This is a genomic window from Pseudoalteromonas luteoviolacea, from assembly GCF_018100925.1.
Taxonomy (GTDB): Bacteria; Pseudomonadota; Gammaproteobacteria; order Enterobacterales; family Alteromonadaceae; genus Pseudoalteromonas; species Pseudoalteromonas obscura.
Genome location: NZ_JAGJEH010000017.1, coordinates 1 through 19011, shown reverse-complemented (window position 1 = coordinate 19011; position 19011 = coordinate 1). Strand labels below are relative to the sequence as shown.

The window sequence follows — 19011 nt, the reverse complement described above, 5'->3', positions numbered from 1 at the left end:
CGGCTATACTTCTATCTTTGGCAATGATAGCATCGCTTTATCGCCTACGCCATAACCAAAAGAGTTACAGTATGGAAAGTAAATTACCAGATGTCGGTACCAGTATCTTCACTAAGATGACGGGTCTTGCCAATGCACATGGTGCCCTTAACTTGTCGCAAGGATTTCCTGAGTTTGATACTCCGACTAAGCTAAAGCAAGCGCTGGCTGAGCAAACACTTGCAGGCTACAATCAATATGCTCCCTCTCCGGGTATCCCTGCGCTACAACAAGAGATTGCAGCATTGATTGCTCGTCGATATCACCAAGACATTGATGCAGCCGCACAGGTAACAGTGACAGCGGGTGCAACAGAGGCTTTGTTTGTTGCCATTCAAGCGCTGGTTCGCGAAGGTGATGAAGTTATCGTCTTTGATCCCGCCTATGACTCTTATCGACCTGCTGTAGAATTGGCGGGAGGTAAAACCGTACACATTCCATTGAATGCGCCGGATTATGCGATAGATTGGACGTTGGTTAGCAGTAAGGTTACCGATAAAACCCGTGCGATTATCATAAACTCTCCACACAACCCCAGTGCAAAAACACTCAAGCAAGTTGATTTAGACTCGCTGAAAGCGCTTTTGGATCAGCATGATATATACCTTATCAGTGATGAAGTTTACGAGCATATTACATTTGATGGCGCATCGCACCTGAGTGTATTGCGTGACCCTGCGTTATCTGAACGCGCTTTTGTGATCTCGAGTTTCGGTAAAACCTTCCATTGTACCGGATGGAAAATGGGCTATTGCGTGGCTCCGCCCGCACTGTCGAGTGAGTTCAGAAAAATTCACCAGTTTGTCAACTTCTCTAGTTTTACGCCGGCACAGTTTGCCCTAGCTGAAATGTTGCGTGACGCGCCTGAGCATGTCGATGAGTTATCTGACTTTTATCAACAAAAACGCGATGTGTTAGTGCAAGCGCTCGCCCCAAGTCGATTTAACATTTTACCCAGTGAAGGCACGTACTTTTTATTACTAGATTACAGTGATATTTCAACGTTAGATGATGTGACATTTTGCCAGCAATTAGTTGAGCAAAGTGGTGTAGCCGCTATTCCGTTAAGTGTATTTTATGAAAACCCAACGCAAGATAAAATTATTCGTCTGTGTTTTGCAAAAGAGACCGATACGCTTATCGCGGCGGCGGAGAAACTATGTCAACTTTAACAGTTAGTTTGGTGCAATACGACATTGCTTGGCTGTCACCAGAGCAAAATTTTTCCATTATTGATCAGCTGATAGCTGCACCTACAGGGTGTGATTTATTGCTGTTACCTGAAACCTTTGCCACTGGCTTTGCGCTGCAACAAGCCACCGCAGAACAGGCTGCACTAGCGCTGAGTTTTATGCAGCAACTTGCAGCGCGTTTGCAATGTGTGGTGGCTGGCTCAGTGCTGGTTCCCAACGGTGATAAGAAAGCTAACCGCTTTTATTGGGTTTGGCCTGATGGGTCGCAGCAAGCATACGATAAACGTCATTTGTTTTGTCTTGGCAATGAAGGCCAGTATGTGACGCAAGGCAGTGAAAGAAAAATTTTTGAAATCAATGGTTTTAAGCTCTTGCCACAAGTGTGTTATGACTTGCGGTTTCCCGTCTTTCAACGCAGTAAAAACGATTATGATGTGATGGTAAATGTTGCAAACTGGCCATCAGCAAGGCGCTTCGCTTGGGATACTCTGTTGCGTGCTCGTGCTATCGAAAATCAGTGTTTTGTATTGGCTACAAACCGAATAGGTCCAGATGGCAATGGCATTGCCCACAATGGGGGAACCATAGCACTGGACTATTTGGGCCAGACCATTGAGCAGGTGAATGACGATCAGATGGGCGTTGTGACGGTCACACTGGATAAAAGTCAATTGGCTAAATACAAAAGCCAATTCCCAGCGCATTTAGATGCTGATGGGTTTGAGATTAGATTATAAGGGTTAGTGGAGCAGCCAATGCTGCTCCACCTAGTTTAAACATTGTATTGATGTACGAGCAATGCTTGATTGGGCTCTGTCATTTCATTTGACTGTGTGCGTGGTTCATCAGCCAGCGTAAAGTAGTTCAGCAAGTTTTTCATCTCCATTGCCTGAGTTGCCATTCGTTTTGCTGCTGACATGGTCTCTTCGGTGATTGCGGAGTTTTCCTGAATTAAATCTGTCAGTCGCTGCACGACCACGTCTACTTCTTCGATTGCTTGCTTCTGAGTTAACGTCGAGCGATTAATACTGACAATATTGTCGTTTACATCGGCCACGGCTTGAACAATATGTTCCAGCTTTTCTCCTGAGCTGTTGGCCAAAGTGGTGCCCTGTTGGACCTTATCGTTACTGTTGCTGATAATGTCTTTAATTTGCTTTGCTGAAGCCGCGCTGCGCCCGGCAAGTTCTCGTACTTCATTGGCAACCACAGCGAAGCCTCTACCGTGTTCACCTGCACGCGCAGCTTCCACGGCTGCGTTTAAGGCCAAGAGATTCGTTTGAAAGGCGAGTTCGTCGATGACAGAAACGATTTCATTAATATCTTTGCTGGCGGTGTTTACTTCATCAATGGCGCGTACAGTATCTTGTGAAAGTGTGCCACCTTCTTTGGCAATGTGCTCTGCATTGTGAGACTTTTCAACGGCGGTTTCTGATTGCTGTACGACTAGAGTGAGTTCTTCTAACATGTGACCTGTGCTGGCGCTGGCCTCTTCCAAGTTGGCCGCTTGCTCCTCGGTGCGTCGACTTATCTCCGCATTGCTGGCTGCTATTTCTTCGGTACTGTGAGCAACCAAACTGGCGGCACTTTGAATACTCTCGATCACGTGGGTGAGCTTTTGTGTGGTGGTGTTTACGTCTTGTTGTAGCGTGGCAAAGACACCTTGATAGTTGCCTTGAATGTGGCTGTTTAAGTTACCTTTTGCAATGGCACTGAGGCTATCTGTCACGGCGTGAATTGCGTCTGAAACTGCGTCAATGGAGCTGTTAACATCCTTTTTCAAGCACAGCAGCTGCCCTTGTAATGAAGACTCTATCTTGTGAGAAAAGTCGCCTTCACTCATCGCTGCCATAACACTGACAAGCTCCTCGATGACCTGATCAAGGTTATTGACGGTATTATTGATATCATTTTTTAAGGTCGATAACTGTCCTTTAAGTGGAGAGTTTATAGTGCGGTCAAAGCGGCCATGGCTAATTGCCATCATGACCGATGAAATTTCTCCGATGGCTTGGTCTAAACCGGAGATAGAGAGGTTTATGTTACTTTTTAGCAGCCCGAGCTGGCCATGCGCTGGGGTAGAGATAGTATGTTTAAAATCCCCTTCGCTGACAGCCTCCATGGTGTTGCCGATATCTCGAATAATGGCTTCAAGGTTGTCCATACTTTGATTCGTGTCGACTTTGAGCTGCGCCAATTGCCCTGATAAAGGGTGTGTGATCCGTTGGGAAAAGTCCCCATTGCTAATGGCACTCATGGTACAACTGAGTTCATCAATTGCACCACTTAAGCTGCGGATCGAATTATTTACACAATCTTTAAGCCGCGCCAGACTGCCACTGGCAGCGACTTCTACTTGCATTTTGAATTGGCCCTGCTCAACACAGGTCATAACGGCCACAATGTCATTCATGGTTTCATCAATGGAGGTAACTGAGCGGTTAATATTGGATTTTAATGTGTTTAAGTCGCCACTTAACTGGGCTTCGATCTGCTGATCAAATTGTCCTTTTGCCATCGCTTTCATCACAAAGTTGATCTCGCCCAATGCGGTTTCTAAGCAGCCAGCGCATTCGTTTGTGGCATCTTTTAATTCTTTGAGCTCGCCATTGCATGGCGCGCTGATACGATCGTTGAATCTCCCTTTGGCCATTTGATTTAAAACGCGATTGGCTTCTGATATAGATAGTTGCAGCGCATCGAGTAAGGAATTGAATGCTTGAGCGCTTTGTCCTATTTCGTCTCTAGAGCTTACCTCGGCGCGGAGCGAAAAGTCGCCGCGAGATTGCACTGCGCGCATGGTAGTAACTAGATTATGGACAGGGCGAGATAAGCTTCTGGCAAACCACAGTGCTGTAAAAAGAATCACCACAATACTGATGACCATAACAATTGCCATCGTTTGACGCAGTGATACAACGGGGGAAAAGGCCTCTGCCTCATCAATTTCGGCCAGCAGTGCCCAACGTACATCAAAGACTTGAAGATCACTGTATGCGGATAGCACGGGGTTACCATTGTAGTCGATAACGACCTTTTGCCCTTGCTGGCCCTGCATGGCCAGTTTGTATGATTCAGTAGCTATGGCACCTGTTGCGGGGTTTGCAAAAGATGCTTCTACTGAGTGATTGACCGGATCTAAATATGAGTCTGAGCGCATTAAACCATCTGGGCCGACTAAATATGTTTCGCCACTTTGGCCGAGTCCATGACGTTCGCTCATGATTTCATTGAGGGCATCAATAGAAAGCTGAAATATTAAAGTTGCTTGGGAAATACCCCCGAAGTCCAATGGCATAGCAACAAAACTGGCAGGAGTATTGTAAGAAGGTAGATAAGGTTCATAGTCTGCAAACAGCATTTGATCTTGCTCAATCAGCGCCCGAGTGAATACGTCGGCGATGCTACTATTGGCATAAGGACCTGTTTTAAGCGAGGTTGCAAAATCCACTTCTTTAAACACAGAATAGACAATATTGCCGCTGTAGTTGTCCACGATGAAGATATCGTAAAGTTGGTAAACTTCAGTGAGCTTTCGGAAAAATTCATGATGGCGTTGATGGGCTTTGTCATAAGCATCGAGATGACCAGTCGCTTTTAATGTGTCTTTTTTTCCGATGGGGTTGGGGTTGTCGGCAATATAGCGGGTTTGCAGTGTCACCCCTTGTCCTGACAATGAATCTAATAGTGAGTTGAGCGCGACTTTGCTATTAGTTTGCTGCTCGAAACGAGGCAGAAACTCTTGCTGGTAAAAGCGTTGTAAATTATTGGGTAGGCTGTCGGTTGATTCTATTTCATCAAACCCATCTAGCAAATCTTGTGTTGCTTCAAGTAGATAAGGGTTGATAGCTAATGCCTGGAGTTTATCCTCGACGGTTTTAAAATGTCTTTCGATGGCGCGTTTTTTCACCTTCCCGACAGCACCCAATTGTGCATATACCTGTTCGCTGATCGTGTTAGAAGCTTGGATCAACGAAAAGGTAATAATGACAGCTGTGGGGATGAGGGCGACCAGTAAAAAAGCGATCATCAGCTTTTTTGCTAAATCGAGAGATTTTAAGAAGTGACGAATACGAGACATAAGTGGCCCTCCGATCCTTGTATTCTGGCATTTGTACGACGCGAGTGTTGCTACATGATTCTGCCTACTGATTGTTTATCAATGGTTTTCAACCAGCATAAACCATACAAAAAGTGTGGCTAATAAACGTACAGAATTAACGTTAGTGTAGATCACTTCCCGATAAGATCTAGCGTTGGGGAGTAGCAAAAATTGCTGCTAGTTTTGATTGTTGAATGCGTAGCTTGGTAACTCTGAATATTGCAATAATGAGAGATGAGCGAACTGTGTTGTGAATTTTTGATGACTTTTTTATTTTTATAAAAAAGAAGCAGCGTATGCTGCTTCCTTTTTTCTGATTTATCGTTTAACGATTAGTGCTTCCAATGATACTTATGTGCTTTCTCTTCCATGTATGCTTCAGTATCTGGGTGCATTGGCGTCTTGTTACCATTTTCAAAGAAGAATGGCTGACGTTTGCGCGTGTCGTTACCGATTTCGTTCATGGTTGCTGCGTCATATACGCGACCATTTAAAATCGTGTAGGTCACTTTTTCTGATTCACGAATGTCGTTTAGAACATCGCCATCAATGATGACTAAATCCGCAAGCTTGCCTTTTTCAATGGTGCCAATGTCGTGGTCCATCGCAAGGTATCTGGCACCATCAATGGTACCGCTGCGCAGCGCTTCCCATGCACTGAAGCCACCTTGTGCCATTGACCATAGCTCCCAATGTGCGCCCAAACCTTCTCGCTGACCGTGTGCACCAATATGAACCGTTACACCTTTGTCGCGCAATTGTTTTGCCGATTTTGCAGCATCGATATGGTTGTAGTGGTGTTCAGGTGCCTTTTCACGACGGATAGACATAGGTTTAACCACATATTCAGGTACAAAGCTCATCAGTCGCTCGTTTTCCCAAACATTAGTGGTGTTATAGAAATAGTCTTCCCCCTTGATCCCGCCGTACGCTACGTTGAAAGTTGGTGTGAATCCAGCTTCTGTTTGACTCCACATCTGTGTGACGTCTGAATAGATATTCGGAATAGGCAGAGCATGTTCAAGGCCAGTATGACCATCGATGATCATGTTCATGTTTTGCTGGAACTTCGAACCACCCTCTGGTACCACCATTATTTCCATTTGCTTTGCCGCTTCCAGTACTTGCTGGCGAGTATCACGGCGAGGGTGGTTGTAACTCTTAACTGAGATTGCACCAGCATCTTTGAGGCGCTTAACATGGAATTGAGCGTCTTCTAAATTGTTGATTGGCGTTTTATAACCCGGAGCTTCACCTGCGTATAAAATACGGCCCACAGAGTAAATACGCGGAGCAACGGTTAAACCAGCACGCTGTAGCTCAGCCATAGAGAAGACTTCGTTAGAGTTGTTAGATGGGTCGTGAATAGTGGTTACACCAAAGCTTACATTTGAGAATTGGTTCCAGTTTTGCTCAGGTTGTAGCTCACGACTACCGTAGCTACCGTGTGCGTGTGCATCAACAAGACCTGGAATAACCGTTTTACCCTTGATATCCATCACTTTTGCAGAGTTCGGAATGGTGACATCGCCACGAGCGCCCACTGCGATAATGCGGTTGTCTTCGATAAGTACCACACCGTCTTCGATCACTTCTTGTTGATTCTCTGCATCACGCATCGTTACAACTTTACCACCAACCAATGCCAACAAACCTTTTGGCTTGTCTGAAGGTTGCTCGAAGCTTAAATCAATACCTTCTGCGGTTAACTCATCTAAGTTATCTGCAGCATTCTCTACAAAAGAGAAAGTATCAGTCAGTTTACGTTGGTATAAGTTTGGACCAAATGCCCAAGTCAGAGCACTGCTGTCTGCCTTCCAGTTTAGGAAGTCACCAGAGTACTTAGATACTTGCTTTACAGGGAAAGACTTACCGCCTTTGTTGATCGATAGTGTTTTACCTGTGCTAGTAAATGGGGCAACAAATGTATTGAAGTGCTCAATAAAAGCGACATAGTTGCCATCAGGAGAGACCTTGTAATCAAAGATGTATTCGCCTTTGAAATGACTGCGCTCTTCATGACCGTTTAAGTCGACACTTTTTAGCTCTCGACTGGTTTCGCTGCTGGCAACTGAGAAATAAATGCGCTTAGGATCGGCACCAAAGTGCGGGTTGTCACCGCTTTTTACAACGCGCTTGGCTTCGCCACCTTTGGCATCGACTAGGTAAATGCCCGGGTGCATTGACCAATCACCGCTCAATAGGTAACCTCCAGTTACTTTCTTGAACAAGACCTTTTTACCATCTGGTGAGAAGCTCGGTGAAATGTAATGACCTGGATCTTGGGTAATGACACGGCCTTTACCACCTTTGGCTGAAACAACACGAATGCTACCTAGTTCCTGATCATCCCATGTCGTATAGACAATGTATTTACCATCGCGTGAGTAGCTTGGGTAGAATTCAAAGTGATCATTTTGTTTGGTCACTCGACGCACTTTGCCAGATTCGATGTCTTTGACATAGAGGTGACCCAAAGCTTGGAACAATGCTGTTTCGCCGTTTGGTGAGATCTGTGACCAACGTGCCAGCTTGACTTTAAAGTTGTCAGGCGCCACATCAACCGCAAATTTTAATGCCGGCGTGATTTCTTTTTCCGTTACGACGCGAGTTGGTATAACTTGCGCTTGTTTTGTAGCAATATCCACTTTGTGGAATACGCCACCTGACCAAAATACTAAAGCTTTGCCATCTGGTGTATAGGCAAACGCTGGTGTATTACCTTGTGCACCATTGGCTTCTTGCAGATCTCGATCTAGGCCTGTGAAGATCTGTGTTTCGATACCAGACTTTAAATCTTTGATATACAGTGCACTGATCATCTTCTCGCCATTGTCTTCACGCTTTACAAACGCCAGAGACTTGCCATCAGGGCTTGGCGTTGGACGGATCGCACCACCTGCACCGCGAATAACCGTTTCTTCTTCGCCAGTTGCTAGATCCCAAGAGCGAACTTCAAATACCGAAGTAAGAGCATTCTTGTTGTATTGCCAGCGTACACCAGGTGTGGCGTCCACTGAGTAGTATATTTTTTTGCCATCAGTTGAGAACGCAGGCTCTGCAATATTCTTTTGTGATTTGGCTCCGTGCAATCTCTCACGTACTAGCACGCCTTTACCACCTGAAATGTGGTACATGCGAATAGAGCCACCCGGGATAGTACGGCCAGTTACTTGCCCTTGTTTTACCGCGATATATTGACCATCAGGTGACCATGATGGATTGTGCAGTAGGTTGTGTGACTCATCAGATACTTGACGCATATTGCTGCCATCAATATCCATTACCCACAGGTTTTCAGCACCCGCGCGATCGGAAATAAACGCGATATGTTTGCCATCAGGTGAGAACTTCGGTTGGAAGTTCCAAGCACGGTCATTGGTAATGGCCTTTGCTTTACCGCCTGAAATTGGCATCACGTAAATATCACCTAGCATGTCGAAGATCACGTGTTGGCCATCAGGGCTAACATCCACGTTACTCCAAGTTGTTTCATTGGTATCTATGGTGATTGTTTGTTTTTCACCTGGTGGGTTGAGTACATCCCATTTTGCGGTGCTTTCTTCTGCGCCTGCAGCGGCTAGAGAAGGAGTGCTTAGTCCGATCAATGCGGCACCTATCGCAGCGGCAATAGGTGATTTAAATAGTGCCATGGTGTATTCCTATGTGTTGTCAAGCCAAGTCTCAGTCTGTTGCTGAGTTTTGGTTTCTTGTCTTGTTGTGAGCTTATTTTCTATTTACCCGGGTAGGATGGCGAATTTTTTAACTAAAGTCGACAATGTGTCGATAAAAGTGCGCTCATTTGCGGCAACTTTGCATTATTTTTATACTGCTCTTGAGGCACTTGTATTAATTCTTGAGCAATTAGAAAGAGAACTTTGTTAATTAGGCAAGATTGCAGCTCCCAAAGGGAGCTGCAATAACTACGGTTAGCTCAATGTTTGCTGGCGCACGAATTGCAAATAGGCCTCTAAGCTTTTTTGCCACAGTGCCATCGCCTGTGTTAAATCATCGTCGCACTGTTTTCCGTCTAGCAGGCGACGTTCTATTTTTTTCAAAGCAAGGCCATAGCGGTTAAAGCCTAATTGCAAAGCGGTACTGGCTTGGCGGTGGAGAGACTTAATACATTGTTCTTCATCTTCACTTAGAAGCTGTTGGATGTGGATCAACTTATTGCGGGCAGATAAGACAAATTCATTGTAAATTGAGGATACTTCATCTTCACTAAAGCCACTTTTAAGTGAATTAACAGCGGTATCATCATATAAAGTGTCGCTTAACTCTACGCGCATATCTGGTTTTTGGGCTTTTTGGGAGTCACTGATCGCCTGTCGTAGTTTTTCTTGTTTTATGGGCTTACCCACCACATCTTTGATCCCTAGAGAGAGGTATTCTTTAATCTCTTCAGGGCTTAAGCTCGCAGTGAAGGCTAAAAATGGCGTACGCTTGTTTTTGTGTTCTATGGTTTGCAGATGTCTAAGTACCTCTTGCCCGGTAAAATCAGGCAAATTCATATCTAACAATACCACGTCAAACACATGTTCTTTAAGGTGCTCTATGGCACTTGAACCATCGTAAGCCAATTTGATTTTATGCTCATCCGCAGCCATAAATTCGATGGCGATCTTGCGGTTTAAGTCTAAGTCTTCGACCAACAGTACCGATAGCCCCGTGGGGTATTCTGGGTTGTGATGGCGCTGCTCAACTAAGCTCAGCTCGCCGACAGGTAGGCTGACGTCAAAGCTAAACGAGCTGCCTTTACCCAGTTCACTGATGATTTCAAGTTGGCTGCCCAGCTTGCTGAGAAGGCGCGCTGTTATCGCTAAACCAAGCCCTGTTCCGCCTTTGGTTTTACCTGCGTTACTTTGCACATAAGGTTCGGTCAGTTTGTCGATGTCTTCCTCTTCAATACCTGGACCGGAGTCGACCACGCTAAATCGGACAATATGCGACATATTGGCCTCTTCGAGCAGTTCAACACGTAGTTTAACTTCGCCTTTGTCAGTAAATTTAATGGCGTTGCCGACAAGGTTGAGTAAAATTTGCCGCAGTTTTTGTTGGTCGCAGTAGTAGCACACTTGATCGGGCAAATCGTAGAGTAGGGTAAAGGTGAGTTTCTTTTGCTCAGCCAGTGGGCTCATCAATAAACACAAGTTGTCTAGCCAGCTTTTCAGCTCAACGTCTTCAGACGACAGTACTTCGTCACTCTGATCTAAACTAGCATAGTCTAGTACCTTATCAATCAATAAGTTGAGTGATTCAGCTGAATTAATGATTGCCTCACAATAGGCTTTGCTGTGTTGATCATGGCTGCGGTTTAGGACCAATTGCGCACTGCCTAGAATACCATTGAGTGGCGTACGGATCTCGTGGCTGATGGTAGATAAAAACAAGCCGCGAATTTCGAGGTCTTTTTGCGCTTTTTCTGTGAGGTTGTTGAGGTTGAGCTCGCGTCTTTCATTACACAGTAACGCCATACCGGTTGCATAGAATATTGGAGCAAGTACACCGTTGAAAAATATGGCAATAGAAAACCATGGGTCATCAAAAAGAGAAACTTGGTCAACCTCGCCCATAAATACCGTGCGACCGATGAATGCAGTAAAGATAAATCCCAGTACGATTAAATATACAATACTGCCGTTGGGGTATTGTTTACGGGCATAACGAATAAAGTAATAGCTGAGAAGGATTGCCTCTACAATATGCTGAAGGTCGGAGATTAAAATCCGTTTGCGCAAATTGTCATCCACCATTGCATAATAGATCAGTGCTGACAGTAGCGCTAAGGTAGCAAAAAGGTAAGTTCTAAATTCGACGCCCCGCTGTCCAAGAAATTGACTTATTGCCCAGCAATGTATGATTGAAGCGAGAAACAGTAAGGTGTTGGCAATGCCGATGGTTTGCCACTGCGAGAGAAAGCTGTGCAGTGCGAACATGGATATGGCGGCAAATAGAATTAATGGATAAAAAATATACAGCAATACACCGGGTGTATTTTTATTTGCACGCCACGTTAAATAATTAATGAGCGTCATCATTGCCGTCATCGCTGCACTGGCTACATACAGGGTTTTGTGGTCCAACATAGGGGCTTTGTTAACAATTAAAAGACGTACCTAGGATAGAGCGAAGACTCAGCGCAGTAAAGCGATGCACCGAGAAATTAATGAGATGGCTTGTCGTACCGTTACATGATAAGTCTAAAAAACAAAAAGCATGCTAATCGCATGCTTTTTGACAGAAGAGGGAAGTGTACGTTGTGTATTAACGTATCTCGTCAGGGATATTTTGCTGTGCCCATGACAAAAGTTCGATACGGTTACGGCATTTCGTTTTACGAAATGCACTATATAGATGGGTTTTCACCGTATGTGGGCTGATATTTAAATCTTCCGCGATTTCTTTATTTTTGGCGCCTTTACTCATCAAAGAAATGATCGCTTTTTCACGTTTAGTGAGTTTTACAGGCTCGATATCACCTTCAGTCAGTTTGTGAAGCGCATCTTTGTTAAATTGCAGCATGCGATTTAACGCATTACACATGATTTCTCGGCGATACCAAAGCTGATCTTCCATCAGTAAGCGGATGCCCTTCATTAATACATCTGCGTTATCTGTGGTATAAAATACACCGCGAATGCCGCTGAGTAATGCACGATTAGCCAATTCAGGGTTTTCATCTAAGTTGAACAGCACGATGTCGCAACTGACTTTGAGGTTAACTAACTGCTCTTTCAGCTTGCCCCATGCATCATTGACTGCTGTCTCAATAAAAAGCAACCGAGTATCTTCTGGTACTTCGGAAATATCAGTCCCTGTGACGACGTCTAACCCTTGTGTTTTTAACAGGGGTTGCAAAACGTTTATTCCTATCGTGTTGATAGGCTCTTTATCTAGCAATAAAAATGCAGTACTGCTCATTTGAAAAACACTCTCATTCTGTCTGATAACGCAATGCTAACACGTGAATCAGACCTTTTGTATTAGAAATTTCATCAATAAAAAGAAGTTTACGACATAAAGTGTGGCACGATAGCCTATTTTGTAAACGACCAAATTTAGATAAAGCTTCAACTGGTTGATTAAATTATAAATTTTTTTTCGTAGAGTAATAGCTTAGTTAATTACATTTTTTAACAAAGAATAATTTAAGATACTACTTTTTTCCTACTTTGGTACGGAGGCCAACCCATTTCCAGTCCAGCTAGAACATGTAAGTGAATGTGGTATACGGTTTGTCCACCATCATTATTGCAATTCATAACAACGCGATAACCATCCTCAGCAAATCCGTGCTCTTTCGCAAGTTTAGCTGCTACTAGATGTAAGTGCCCAACTAAGTGCGCATTTTCTTCGTTCACGTCGTTAATTGTTGCGATCGGCAGCTTTGGGATCACCAAAACATGAAATGGAGCCTGTGGACTAATATCCTTAAATGCAAGCGCCTTGTCGTCTTCGTACACAATATCTGCAGGTATTTCACGATTAATTATTTTTGTAAAAATCGTCTCTTGGCTCATTACTTTTATCCTTATATACGTTAGTTTAGCTGTTCAGCATAGCGCGGACTCAACAAGATACAAGGGAAATTACAATTCATGCTTATTCATAATTGTAACTAAATTTGGCACAAATACCTTACCCCACCAAGGTAGCAATCAAATAAAGAGGAAATATGAAGAAAAATAGTATATTTGGAATTTTTATAGCACTTTATAGTGGTATTTCTGTTGCTGGGGAAGTTAATTTCCCAGAAGAATTGCTGCCTTTACAAGTTAATGAGCGAGAAATTGAGCATTCATTTTTTAACAAAGTGCGCACGTTAGAATTACCGGCAGGTGTTCACCGGATCAAGGTGAAGTATTCAGATTTATTTGAACTGGACTACGACGAACATGAGGTAGTTGACTCAAAGCCATTCTGGGTGGAGGTAGACATTAAGGAAGGTGATTACCAAGTACGCTTTAAGTCTATAGAAACGGTAGAGCAAGCTCGTGCTTTTGCAAAGTCACCTGCTATTTGGCTACAAGCTAAGCAAGGTAACAAAGTGTCGGCTAGTCGTGTGAGCGAAGCGACAAAGTCGGTTGCAGCGCCAGTACATGTTTCTGTGCCAAATAACACATCTGCTGCAAAAATAGATAATGATAAGCCTGCGCCGAGTGCAGGAAAACCTGATGCAGTATCAATGCTTGAATTTTGGTGGCAGCAGGCTACTCCGGAGCAACGCGCGGCATTTTTAGCCTCCATCGAAGCACAGCATTGATTGTGTGTCCTAATGTGGAAATTTGTCAGAGATAAAGCAATGTGCTTTATCTCTGAGGGCGTGTCTATTTAAAAATAGCGTCAACAGTTCCCTGCGCCAGTGGGTGGTAACCTGGGCGAGCATTCTGATAGACGCGATAAGCCCAATCTCGCTTATCCGTCTTAGCCAATGCTTTATATAGTGGAACAATTAATTTGCGTCGGCCAATTCCTGTTAGGTGCTTGTCCAGCGCTGGGTAGATAGCTTGGTAGCCATTACCGACTGCGAGCATATACCAAGCAAATGCTAATTCGGCATTGCTTGAATTTGTTAGGTTAAACGCTTTGTCCAGCGCCTGCATCTTGTCCAAAGACAGATCTCTTGGCAAATTATTTAAAAAGTGTAGCCACTCATGTACTGTCCAGTTTTGTGTCGGTAAAGTATTGAGTTGTTTACTTCCACTTAGCCAAGCCTGCATATGCGCATCAACTTGGTTAAATGCATTAGAGGTTGGTGTTGGGGCGTCTGCAGGGAGCCCTGGCTGGTATATCCACTCTTTGGCTTTGTCTAGAGATACGATACCCGGATGTTTTTTCAATAAGTGCTTATCTAAATACTGCACAAACTCAGCGGTAGTCAGTGATTTAAAAGCGTAAGCATCAAAGTAACCTTTGACAAACACGTCGAACTTTTCGCGGCCAAACTTTTCTTCAAGGTAAATGAGAAATAGCTGACCTTTGATATAGGGCACTTTGCTGAATGCATCATCAGGGTCGCGGCCATTGAGCTTTAAGTTTAGACGTGTGTCGGGTGCTGGAATGTTGTTGAGCTGTGCGCGCAGTCCTGCGGCATCTAAGGCTTGTTCCATAACTGCACGGTCACGGCCAAATACTTCTTCCATGATCCGGTTTTCAACGTAAGAGGTGAAACCTTCATTGAGCCACAAGTCTTCCCAAGTGGCATTGGTAACAAGGTTACCTGACCAAGAGTGGGCGAGTTCATGTGCGATCAAATTGACTAAGCTTTTATCTCCAGCTACAACGGTCGGTGTAATGAAAGATAAACGAGGGTTTTCCATACCGCCAAATGGGAAGCTCGGTGGTAACATTAATAAGTCATATCTGCCCCATGCATATTCACCGTACATGGCATTGGTTTTGTCTATCATTGCCTGCGTATCGTTGAATTCGGCCACAGATGCTTCGAGGATTTGTGGCTCTGCGAAAATCGCTGTTTGGTGAGACATTTCTTTGTATTCGAGATTACCGGCACCAATGGCGATTAAGTAAGGCGGGATGGCTTGGGGCATATCAAACCAATAATCGCCGTCTTTTACGAAGGCCTCTGAATTATCAGCGCTCATTACAGCGCGCACATCTTTGGGTGTTTGGATACGTGCGGTATAAGTGGTGCGCATCGCTGGGGTATCTTGCACAGGGATCCAGCTTCTGGCATGGATTGCTTGGGACTGGCTATACATAAATGGGTGTGTTTTGCTGGCGGTTTGCACCGGTGTCAACCACTGTAAGCCAGAGGCTTGAGGCAAGCTATTGTAGTAAATACGCGCTTTGGTAGCCTGTTGTTTAAACTTAATCGTTAACTTCGCGCCTTTTACCCCATTGCGAGGCGCCAACGTGAACTGGGCCGGGTGCCATTTTCCCTGAGATGTTTGGTACATAACGCGGTCAATTTCAAGATCGCGGGTATCTAACACTAATGTACGGGCGTGTTTGTTTTGCCACTGTAATGTGTGCTCGACAAACCCCTCTAGCTGCTTGTCATCAAAGTCAACATCTAAATCCAGGTGTAAGTGTGTGCTCACTACATCGTCTAGGTTGGCAAAAGTGTGTTCATCGACGGCTTTTGCCGCCAAAACAGTATGAGAGAGGCCCGCCAATGCGAGACCAAATGTTAAGGCTGAGAGTTTCATTTTTATCCTTGCTCATGATTGAGAGTTATCCCTGTTATACCACTTCAGTATATAAATGACACTCGGATGCGTTGGAGACATCAATCGGGTAAACTAAGGAAAATAGTTGGTATTTTAGATAGGCGCTGCCAGTGCACTCTTTACAGTCCTTACATACATTTGCTTTGCCCTCTCGCTGCCGTGAACTGGTGCGCATAGAAGTGCCGGAGCAGTTAACTCACATTGATTTTGATACCCCCTTTTTCATTTTGGGAGAGGGCAGTAACTGTATTTTTTTAGAAGACTTTCACGGTACGGTAGTACTGGTGGCCAATCGAGGCATTGAAGTCACAGAAACCGAGCTGCACTATACAGTGAAAGCAGGTGCCGGAGAAAATTGGCACCAATTGGTGCTCAAACTACTGGACATGGGCATTGGTGGATTAGAAAACCTTGCTTTGATCCCCGGAACTGTCGGGGCCGCTCCTGTGCAAAATATAGGCGCTTATGGGGTCGAATTGGCAGATGTGTTTGATTCTCTTACGGGGTACAACATAGACACAAAGGCATTTGAGACACTGGACAAGGTTGCTTGTCAATTTGGCTATCGAGATTCGACTTTCAAAGGGGCATTACAAGGGCGTTTTGTTATTACACAAGTGGTACTTAAATTACCCAAACAGTGGCGACCAGTATTAAATTATGGACCATTAAAAGATCTCGTTGGACAGAGTGTGAATGCAAAGGATGTCGCTGAGCGGGTAATGCAGATACGACGCAGTAAATTACCAGACCCCAACGTATGTGCCAATGCTGGGAGTTTTTTCAAAAATCCTGTGGTTAGCAAAGAAACTGCGCGCAAATTGTGTGAGCAGTATGCAGATATGCCAGTGTATCCGGTGAGTGAGCTCACGGTTAAACTCGCTGCGGGTTGGCTCATTGAACAAGCTGGATTGAAAGGACATCGAATAGGAGGCATTCGTGTCTATGACAAGCAAGCGCTGGTTTTGGTCAATGATCAACAAGGGCAAGGGACGGAACTGTTAAATATGATTGCGTACATTCAGCAGGCAGTATCAGAGAAATTTGCCATTGCATTAATACCTGAGGTGAGGCTGGTTGCCCAGCAAGGTGAATGGGTTCAAGGAGACAACTATGGTTAAAGCACCTGTGGGCAATAAACTTGCTATATTGAGTGCATTAAGTCGCGACCATTTTATTTCAGGTCAGACATTGGGTGAGGCGCTTGGTATCAGCCGAGCAGCAGTCTCTAAGCATATCAAGTCATTACAAGATATGGGCATCGATATTTTTAAGGTATCGGGAAAAGGGTATCGGCTCAATCACAGTTTACCGCTGTTAGACCAGAATAAAATTTTGCCCATTTGGCAAGCGCTCAGTGACAGCCCTTGTCGTATAGAGGTACAACCTATCATCGACTCAACCAACAGCGAATTAATGCGCCGCATTCAAACTAATGTCGATGATTTAAACTCGGGACATGTGCTCGTTGCTGAAATGCAGCAGGCGGGTCGGGGTCGCCGTGGTAGGCAATGGCAGTCGCCATTTGGGGCAAATTTGTATTACAGCTATTACTGGCATTTTGAAGAGGGTATGCAAGCAGCGATGGGGGTGTCGGTTGCTGTTGGTCTAGCTGTGTACGATGCTCTAAAAGCCCTGTATGAATTGGACGTGCAGTTAAAATGGCCTAATGATATCTATATTAATGAACACAAATTAGCAGGCGTGCTGGTGGAGTTAGATGGCCAAATGGAGGGCCCATGTCATTTAGTGATTGGTATTGGGTTAAATGTGGCGATGCCAAATACCGCTGCGCAATACATTGACCAAGCATGGACTGACCTAAGCCAGCACATCGCTGACATTGATAAAAATCAGCTTGTGGTGGTACTGACGTTATGTTTGCAAAAGCGTCTCTACATGTACCAAAAGAATGGTCTAAGCGAGATGGTTGAGCAATGGAATGAGCTCAATGCATTTCGCGATCAGGCTGTTAGTTTGAGCACTGGACAAAGGCAATGGCGCGGGATCTGTGAGGGAATTGATCATCAGGGTGGATTGATATTGCGCCAAGATGGTGAGTGCAAAACCTATTATGGTGGTGAACTATCACTGCGAAAGGAAGGCTAATGCGATTACTGGTGGATGTCGGTAATACGGCAGTAAAAGTTGCGTTAGAGCGCAGTGGTAATATATCGGTTATTAGTGCAGCGCATATACCTTGGCAGAAAATAGAGGAAGTATTGATAGCTCAGGTAGGTGGTAATGAAGGTCTTGAACCGATATTACACAATGCTCACTTGCACCAAATTCCTCACTATTTTGCGTCTGTTTCAGCTTCGCTGGGGGCGCTCAAGTGCGCTTACCCTGAATTTAAAAATTTAGGGATCGATAGATGGTTGACTGTGGTGGCGAGTTATCATTTATTTCCTAACAAAGCCTGCATTATTGTCGACTCAGGCACGGCAACTAAAGTAGATGTTCTTGGAGCCGATGGTCAGCATCAAGGCGGGTGGATTTTACCGGGCTTGGACATGATGATTGAAAGCTTGGTTGCCAATACGCAAAAAGTATTCAGTGATTCAACTACTTCGTTTGATACCGTGCTGGGAACTAACACGCCTAATGCTGTGAAAAATGCTGCATTAAGTGCCACCGTGGCACTGGCTAAACAAGCTGTGGAACAAATTGAGCGAGTGGGTAATGAAGTACAGCTGATTTATGCGGGCGGATACGGCGAGTTGATACAGCAACATCTTGATCCATCTGGGATCTATTTTGATGATCTAGTAATGCAAGGGCTGGTGTTTTGGCGTAAATATCAGCAAAACGTTTAAATAATGAATGTTTTGTCGTAAATATGAGCATTTAAACAAGAAATTGCGATTTTTTTTGATTTAACTGTTGCATAGTGTCATCGGTTGCTCTAATATCTCGCCCCGTACTAAAGCAGTGCCGACTTAGCTCAGTTGGTAGAGCAACTGACTTGTAATCAGTAGGTCATCCGTTCGACTCGGATAGTCGGCACCATCTTTAAAAGATTTAGAACACGCTTTAGAAAAGAATTTTTATGTGGAGGGGTTCCCGAGCGGCCAAAGGGATCAGACTGTAAATCTGACGGCTCAGCCTTCGCTGGTTCGAATCCAGCTCCCTCCACCACTTTATTCTTGACGGTTCTGAGGTAGTTAAGAACAGGTTCCTAAAGCGGGCATCGTATAATGGCTATTACCTCAGCCTTCCAAGCTGATGATGCGGGTTCGATTCCCGCTGCCCGCTCCAGATTTCTGGTGTGCTGATATAGCTCAGTTGGTAGAGCGCACCCTTGGTAAGGGTGAGGTCGGCAGTTCAAATCTGCCTATCAGCACCAGTCTCCGGATCTTCCCAAATACTTCCTTTGATTTGTCACAAAAACATTTATAATTGTAAAGAATAAACCTAATCCGCGCGCGCGTGGATTATTTTTATATGTAATCTAGATACACAAAAACTTATAGGTTCCGTC

Annotated in this window: 12 protein-coding genes and 4 tRNA genes; 10 read left to right on the top strand and 6 right to left on the bottom strand. The window is 44.6% G+C overall.

Annotated elements, in window-relative coordinates; translation table 11 throughout:
• Positions 1-71 precede the first annotated feature (71 nt).
• Both J8M00_RS25285 and J8M00_RS25280 read left to right on the top strand, forming a co-directional pair.
• Positions 72-1211, top strand: coding sequence for a methionine aminotransferase (locus J8M00_RS25285; protein ID WP_211013167.1), 1140 nt, complete (start codon positions 72-74; stop codon positions 1209-1211).
• Positions 1199-1969 (top strand): nitrilase-related carbon-nitrogen hydrolase, encoded by a 771-nt coding sequence (locus tag J8M00_RS25280; RefSeq protein ID WP_211013166.1) that lies wholly within the window; start codon positions 1199-1201, stop codon positions 1967-1969. Before J8M00_RS25285 ends, J8M00_RS25280 begins: the two co-directional genes overlap by 13 nt.
• 35 nt (positions 1970-2004) lie before the next feature.
• Here the strand turns inward: J8M00_RS25280 and J8M00_RS25275 are convergent, their stop codons facing one another.
• The 5 genes from J8M00_RS25275 to J8M00_RS25255 form a co-directional block, all read right to left on the bottom strand.
• Positions 2005-5313 carry a methyl-accepting chemotaxis protein gene (locus J8M00_RS25275; protein ID WP_211013165.1) on the bottom strand — a complete coding sequence of 1103 codons (3309 nt, stop codon included), beginning with the start codon at positions 5311-5313 and terminating at the stop codon, positions 2005-2007.
• A 353-nt stretch (positions 5314-5666) separates the two neighbouring features.
• Positions 5667-8987: an amidohydrolase family protein gene (locus J8M00_RS25270; RefSeq protein ID WP_211013164.1), complete on the bottom strand. Its 3321-nt coding sequence runs from the start codon at positions 8985-8987 to the stop codon at positions 5667-5669.
• A gap of 276 nt (positions 8988-9263) precedes the next feature.
• Positions 9264-11423, bottom strand: a complete 2160-nt coding sequence (locus tag J8M00_RS25265) for an ATP-binding protein (protein WP_211013163.1) — start codon at positions 11421-11423, stop codon at positions 9264-9266.
• A gap of 178 nt (positions 11424-11601) precedes the next feature.
• The gene (locus J8M00_RS25260; protein WP_023400213.1) at positions 11602-12258 is read right to left on the bottom strand and encodes a helix-turn-helix transcriptional regulator; all 657 of its coding nucleotides are present in this window, start codon (positions 12256-12258) and stop codon (positions 11602-11604) included.
• A gap of 227 nt (positions 12259-12485) precedes the next feature.
• Positions 12486-12857: a histidine triad nucleotide-binding protein gene (locus J8M00_RS25255; protein WP_211013162.1), complete on the bottom strand. Its 372-nt coding sequence runs from the start codon at positions 12855-12857 to the stop codon at positions 12486-12488.
• Positions 12858-13012: 155 nt separating this feature from the next.
• Between J8M00_RS25255 and J8M00_RS25250 the strand changes: the two genes are divergently transcribed.
• Positions 13013-13600, top strand: coding sequence for a DUF2057 domain-containing protein (locus J8M00_RS25250; RefSeq protein ID WP_211013161.1), 588 nt, complete (start codon positions 13013-13015; stop codon positions 13598-13600).
• A 64-nt stretch (positions 13601-13664) separates the two neighbouring features.
• Here J8M00_RS25250 and J8M00_RS25245 read toward each other — a convergent pair whose 3' ends face one another.
• The gene (locus J8M00_RS25245) at positions 13665-15509 is read right to left on the bottom strand and encodes a M1 family metallopeptidase (RefSeq protein ID WP_211013160.1); all 1845 of its coding nucleotides are present in this window, start codon (positions 15507-15509) and stop codon (positions 13665-13667) included.
• A gap of 131 nt (positions 15510-15640) precedes the next feature.
• Here J8M00_RS25245 and murB point away from each other — a divergent pair, with 131 nt between their 5' ends.
• The 7 genes from murB (at position 15641) to J8M00_RS25210 (ending at position 18876) form a co-directional block, all read left to right on the top strand.
• The gene (murB, locus tag J8M00_RS25240) at positions 15641-16651 is read left to right on the top strand and encodes a UDP-N-acetylmuramate dehydrogenase (RefSeq protein WP_211013159.1); all 1011 of its coding nucleotides are present in this window, start codon (positions 15641-15643) and stop codon (positions 16649-16651) included.
• Positions 16644-17639, top strand: coding sequence for a bifunctional biotin--[acetyl-CoA-carboxylase] ligase/biotin operon repressor BirA (gene birA / locus J8M00_RS25235; RefSeq protein WP_211013158.1), 996 nt, complete (start codon positions 16644-16646; stop codon positions 17637-17639). Before murB ends, birA begins: the two co-directional genes overlap by 8 nt.
• Positions 17639-18346 carry a type III pantothenate kinase gene (locus tag J8M00_RS25230; protein ID WP_211013157.1) on the top strand — a complete coding sequence of 236 codons (708 nt, stop codon included), beginning with the start codon at positions 17639-17641 and terminating at the stop codon, positions 18344-18346. The genes birA and J8M00_RS25230 overlap by 1 nt, the downstream gene beginning before the upstream one ends.
• Positions 18347-18463: 117 nt before the next feature.
• Positions 18464-18539, top strand: a tRNA-Thr gene (locus J8M00_RS25225).
• A gap of 44 nt (positions 18540-18583) precedes the next feature.
• Positions 18584-18668: transfer RNA gene (locus J8M00_RS25220), tRNA-Tyr, on the top strand.
• Between the two features lie 45 nt (positions 18669-18713).
• A tRNA-Gly gene (locus J8M00_RS25215) sits at positions 18714-18788 on the top strand.
• A 12-nt stretch (positions 18789-18800) separates the two neighbouring features.
• Positions 18801-18876, top strand: a tRNA-Thr gene (locus J8M00_RS25210).
• Positions 18877-19011 lie beyond the last annotated feature (135 nt).

Bases quoted from the DNA above. Each gene is read 5' to 3' on its own strand.
- J8M00_RS25285 (WP_211013167.1), top strand. From the start codon at position 72: ATGGAAAGTAAATTACCAGATGTCGGTACCAGTATCTTCACTAAGATG.
- J8M00_RS25280 (WP_211013166.1), top strand. From the start codon at position 1,199: ATGTCAACTTTAACAGTTAGTTTGGTGCAATACGACATTGCTTGGCTG.
- J8M00_RS25275 (WP_211013165.1), bottom strand. From the start codon at position 5,313: ATGTCTCGTATTCGTCACTTCTTAAAATCTCTCGATTTAGCAAAAAAG.
- J8M00_RS25270 (WP_211013164.1), bottom strand. From the start codon at position 8,987: ATGGCACTATTTAAATCACCTATTGCCGCTGCGATAGGTGCCGCATTG.
- J8M00_RS25265 (WP_211013163.1), bottom strand. From the start codon at position 11,423: ATGTTGGACCACAAAACCCTGTATGTAGCCAGTGCAGCGATGACGGCA.
- J8M00_RS25260 (WP_023400213.1), bottom strand. From the start codon at position 12,258: ATGAGCAGTACTGCATTTTTATTGCTAGATAAAGAGCCTATCAACACG.
- J8M00_RS25255 (WP_211013162.1), bottom strand. From the start codon at position 12,857: ATGAGCCAAGAGACGATTTTTACAAAAATAATTAATCGTGAAATACCT.
- J8M00_RS25250 (WP_211013161.1), top strand. From the start codon at position 13,013: ATGAAGAAAAATAGTATATTTGGAATTTTTATAGCACTTTATAGTGGT.
- J8M00_RS25245 (WP_211013160.1), bottom strand. From the start codon at position 15,509: ATGAAACTCTCAGCCTTAACATTTGGTCTCGCATTGGCGGGCCTCTCT.
- birA (WP_211013158.1), top strand. From the start codon at position 16,644: ATGGTTAAAGCACCTGTGGGCAATAAACTTGCTATATTGAGTGCATTA.
- J8M00_RS25230 (WP_211013157.1), top strand. From the start codon at position 17,639: ATGCGATTACTGGTGGATGTCGGTAATACGGCAGTAAAAGTTGCGTTA.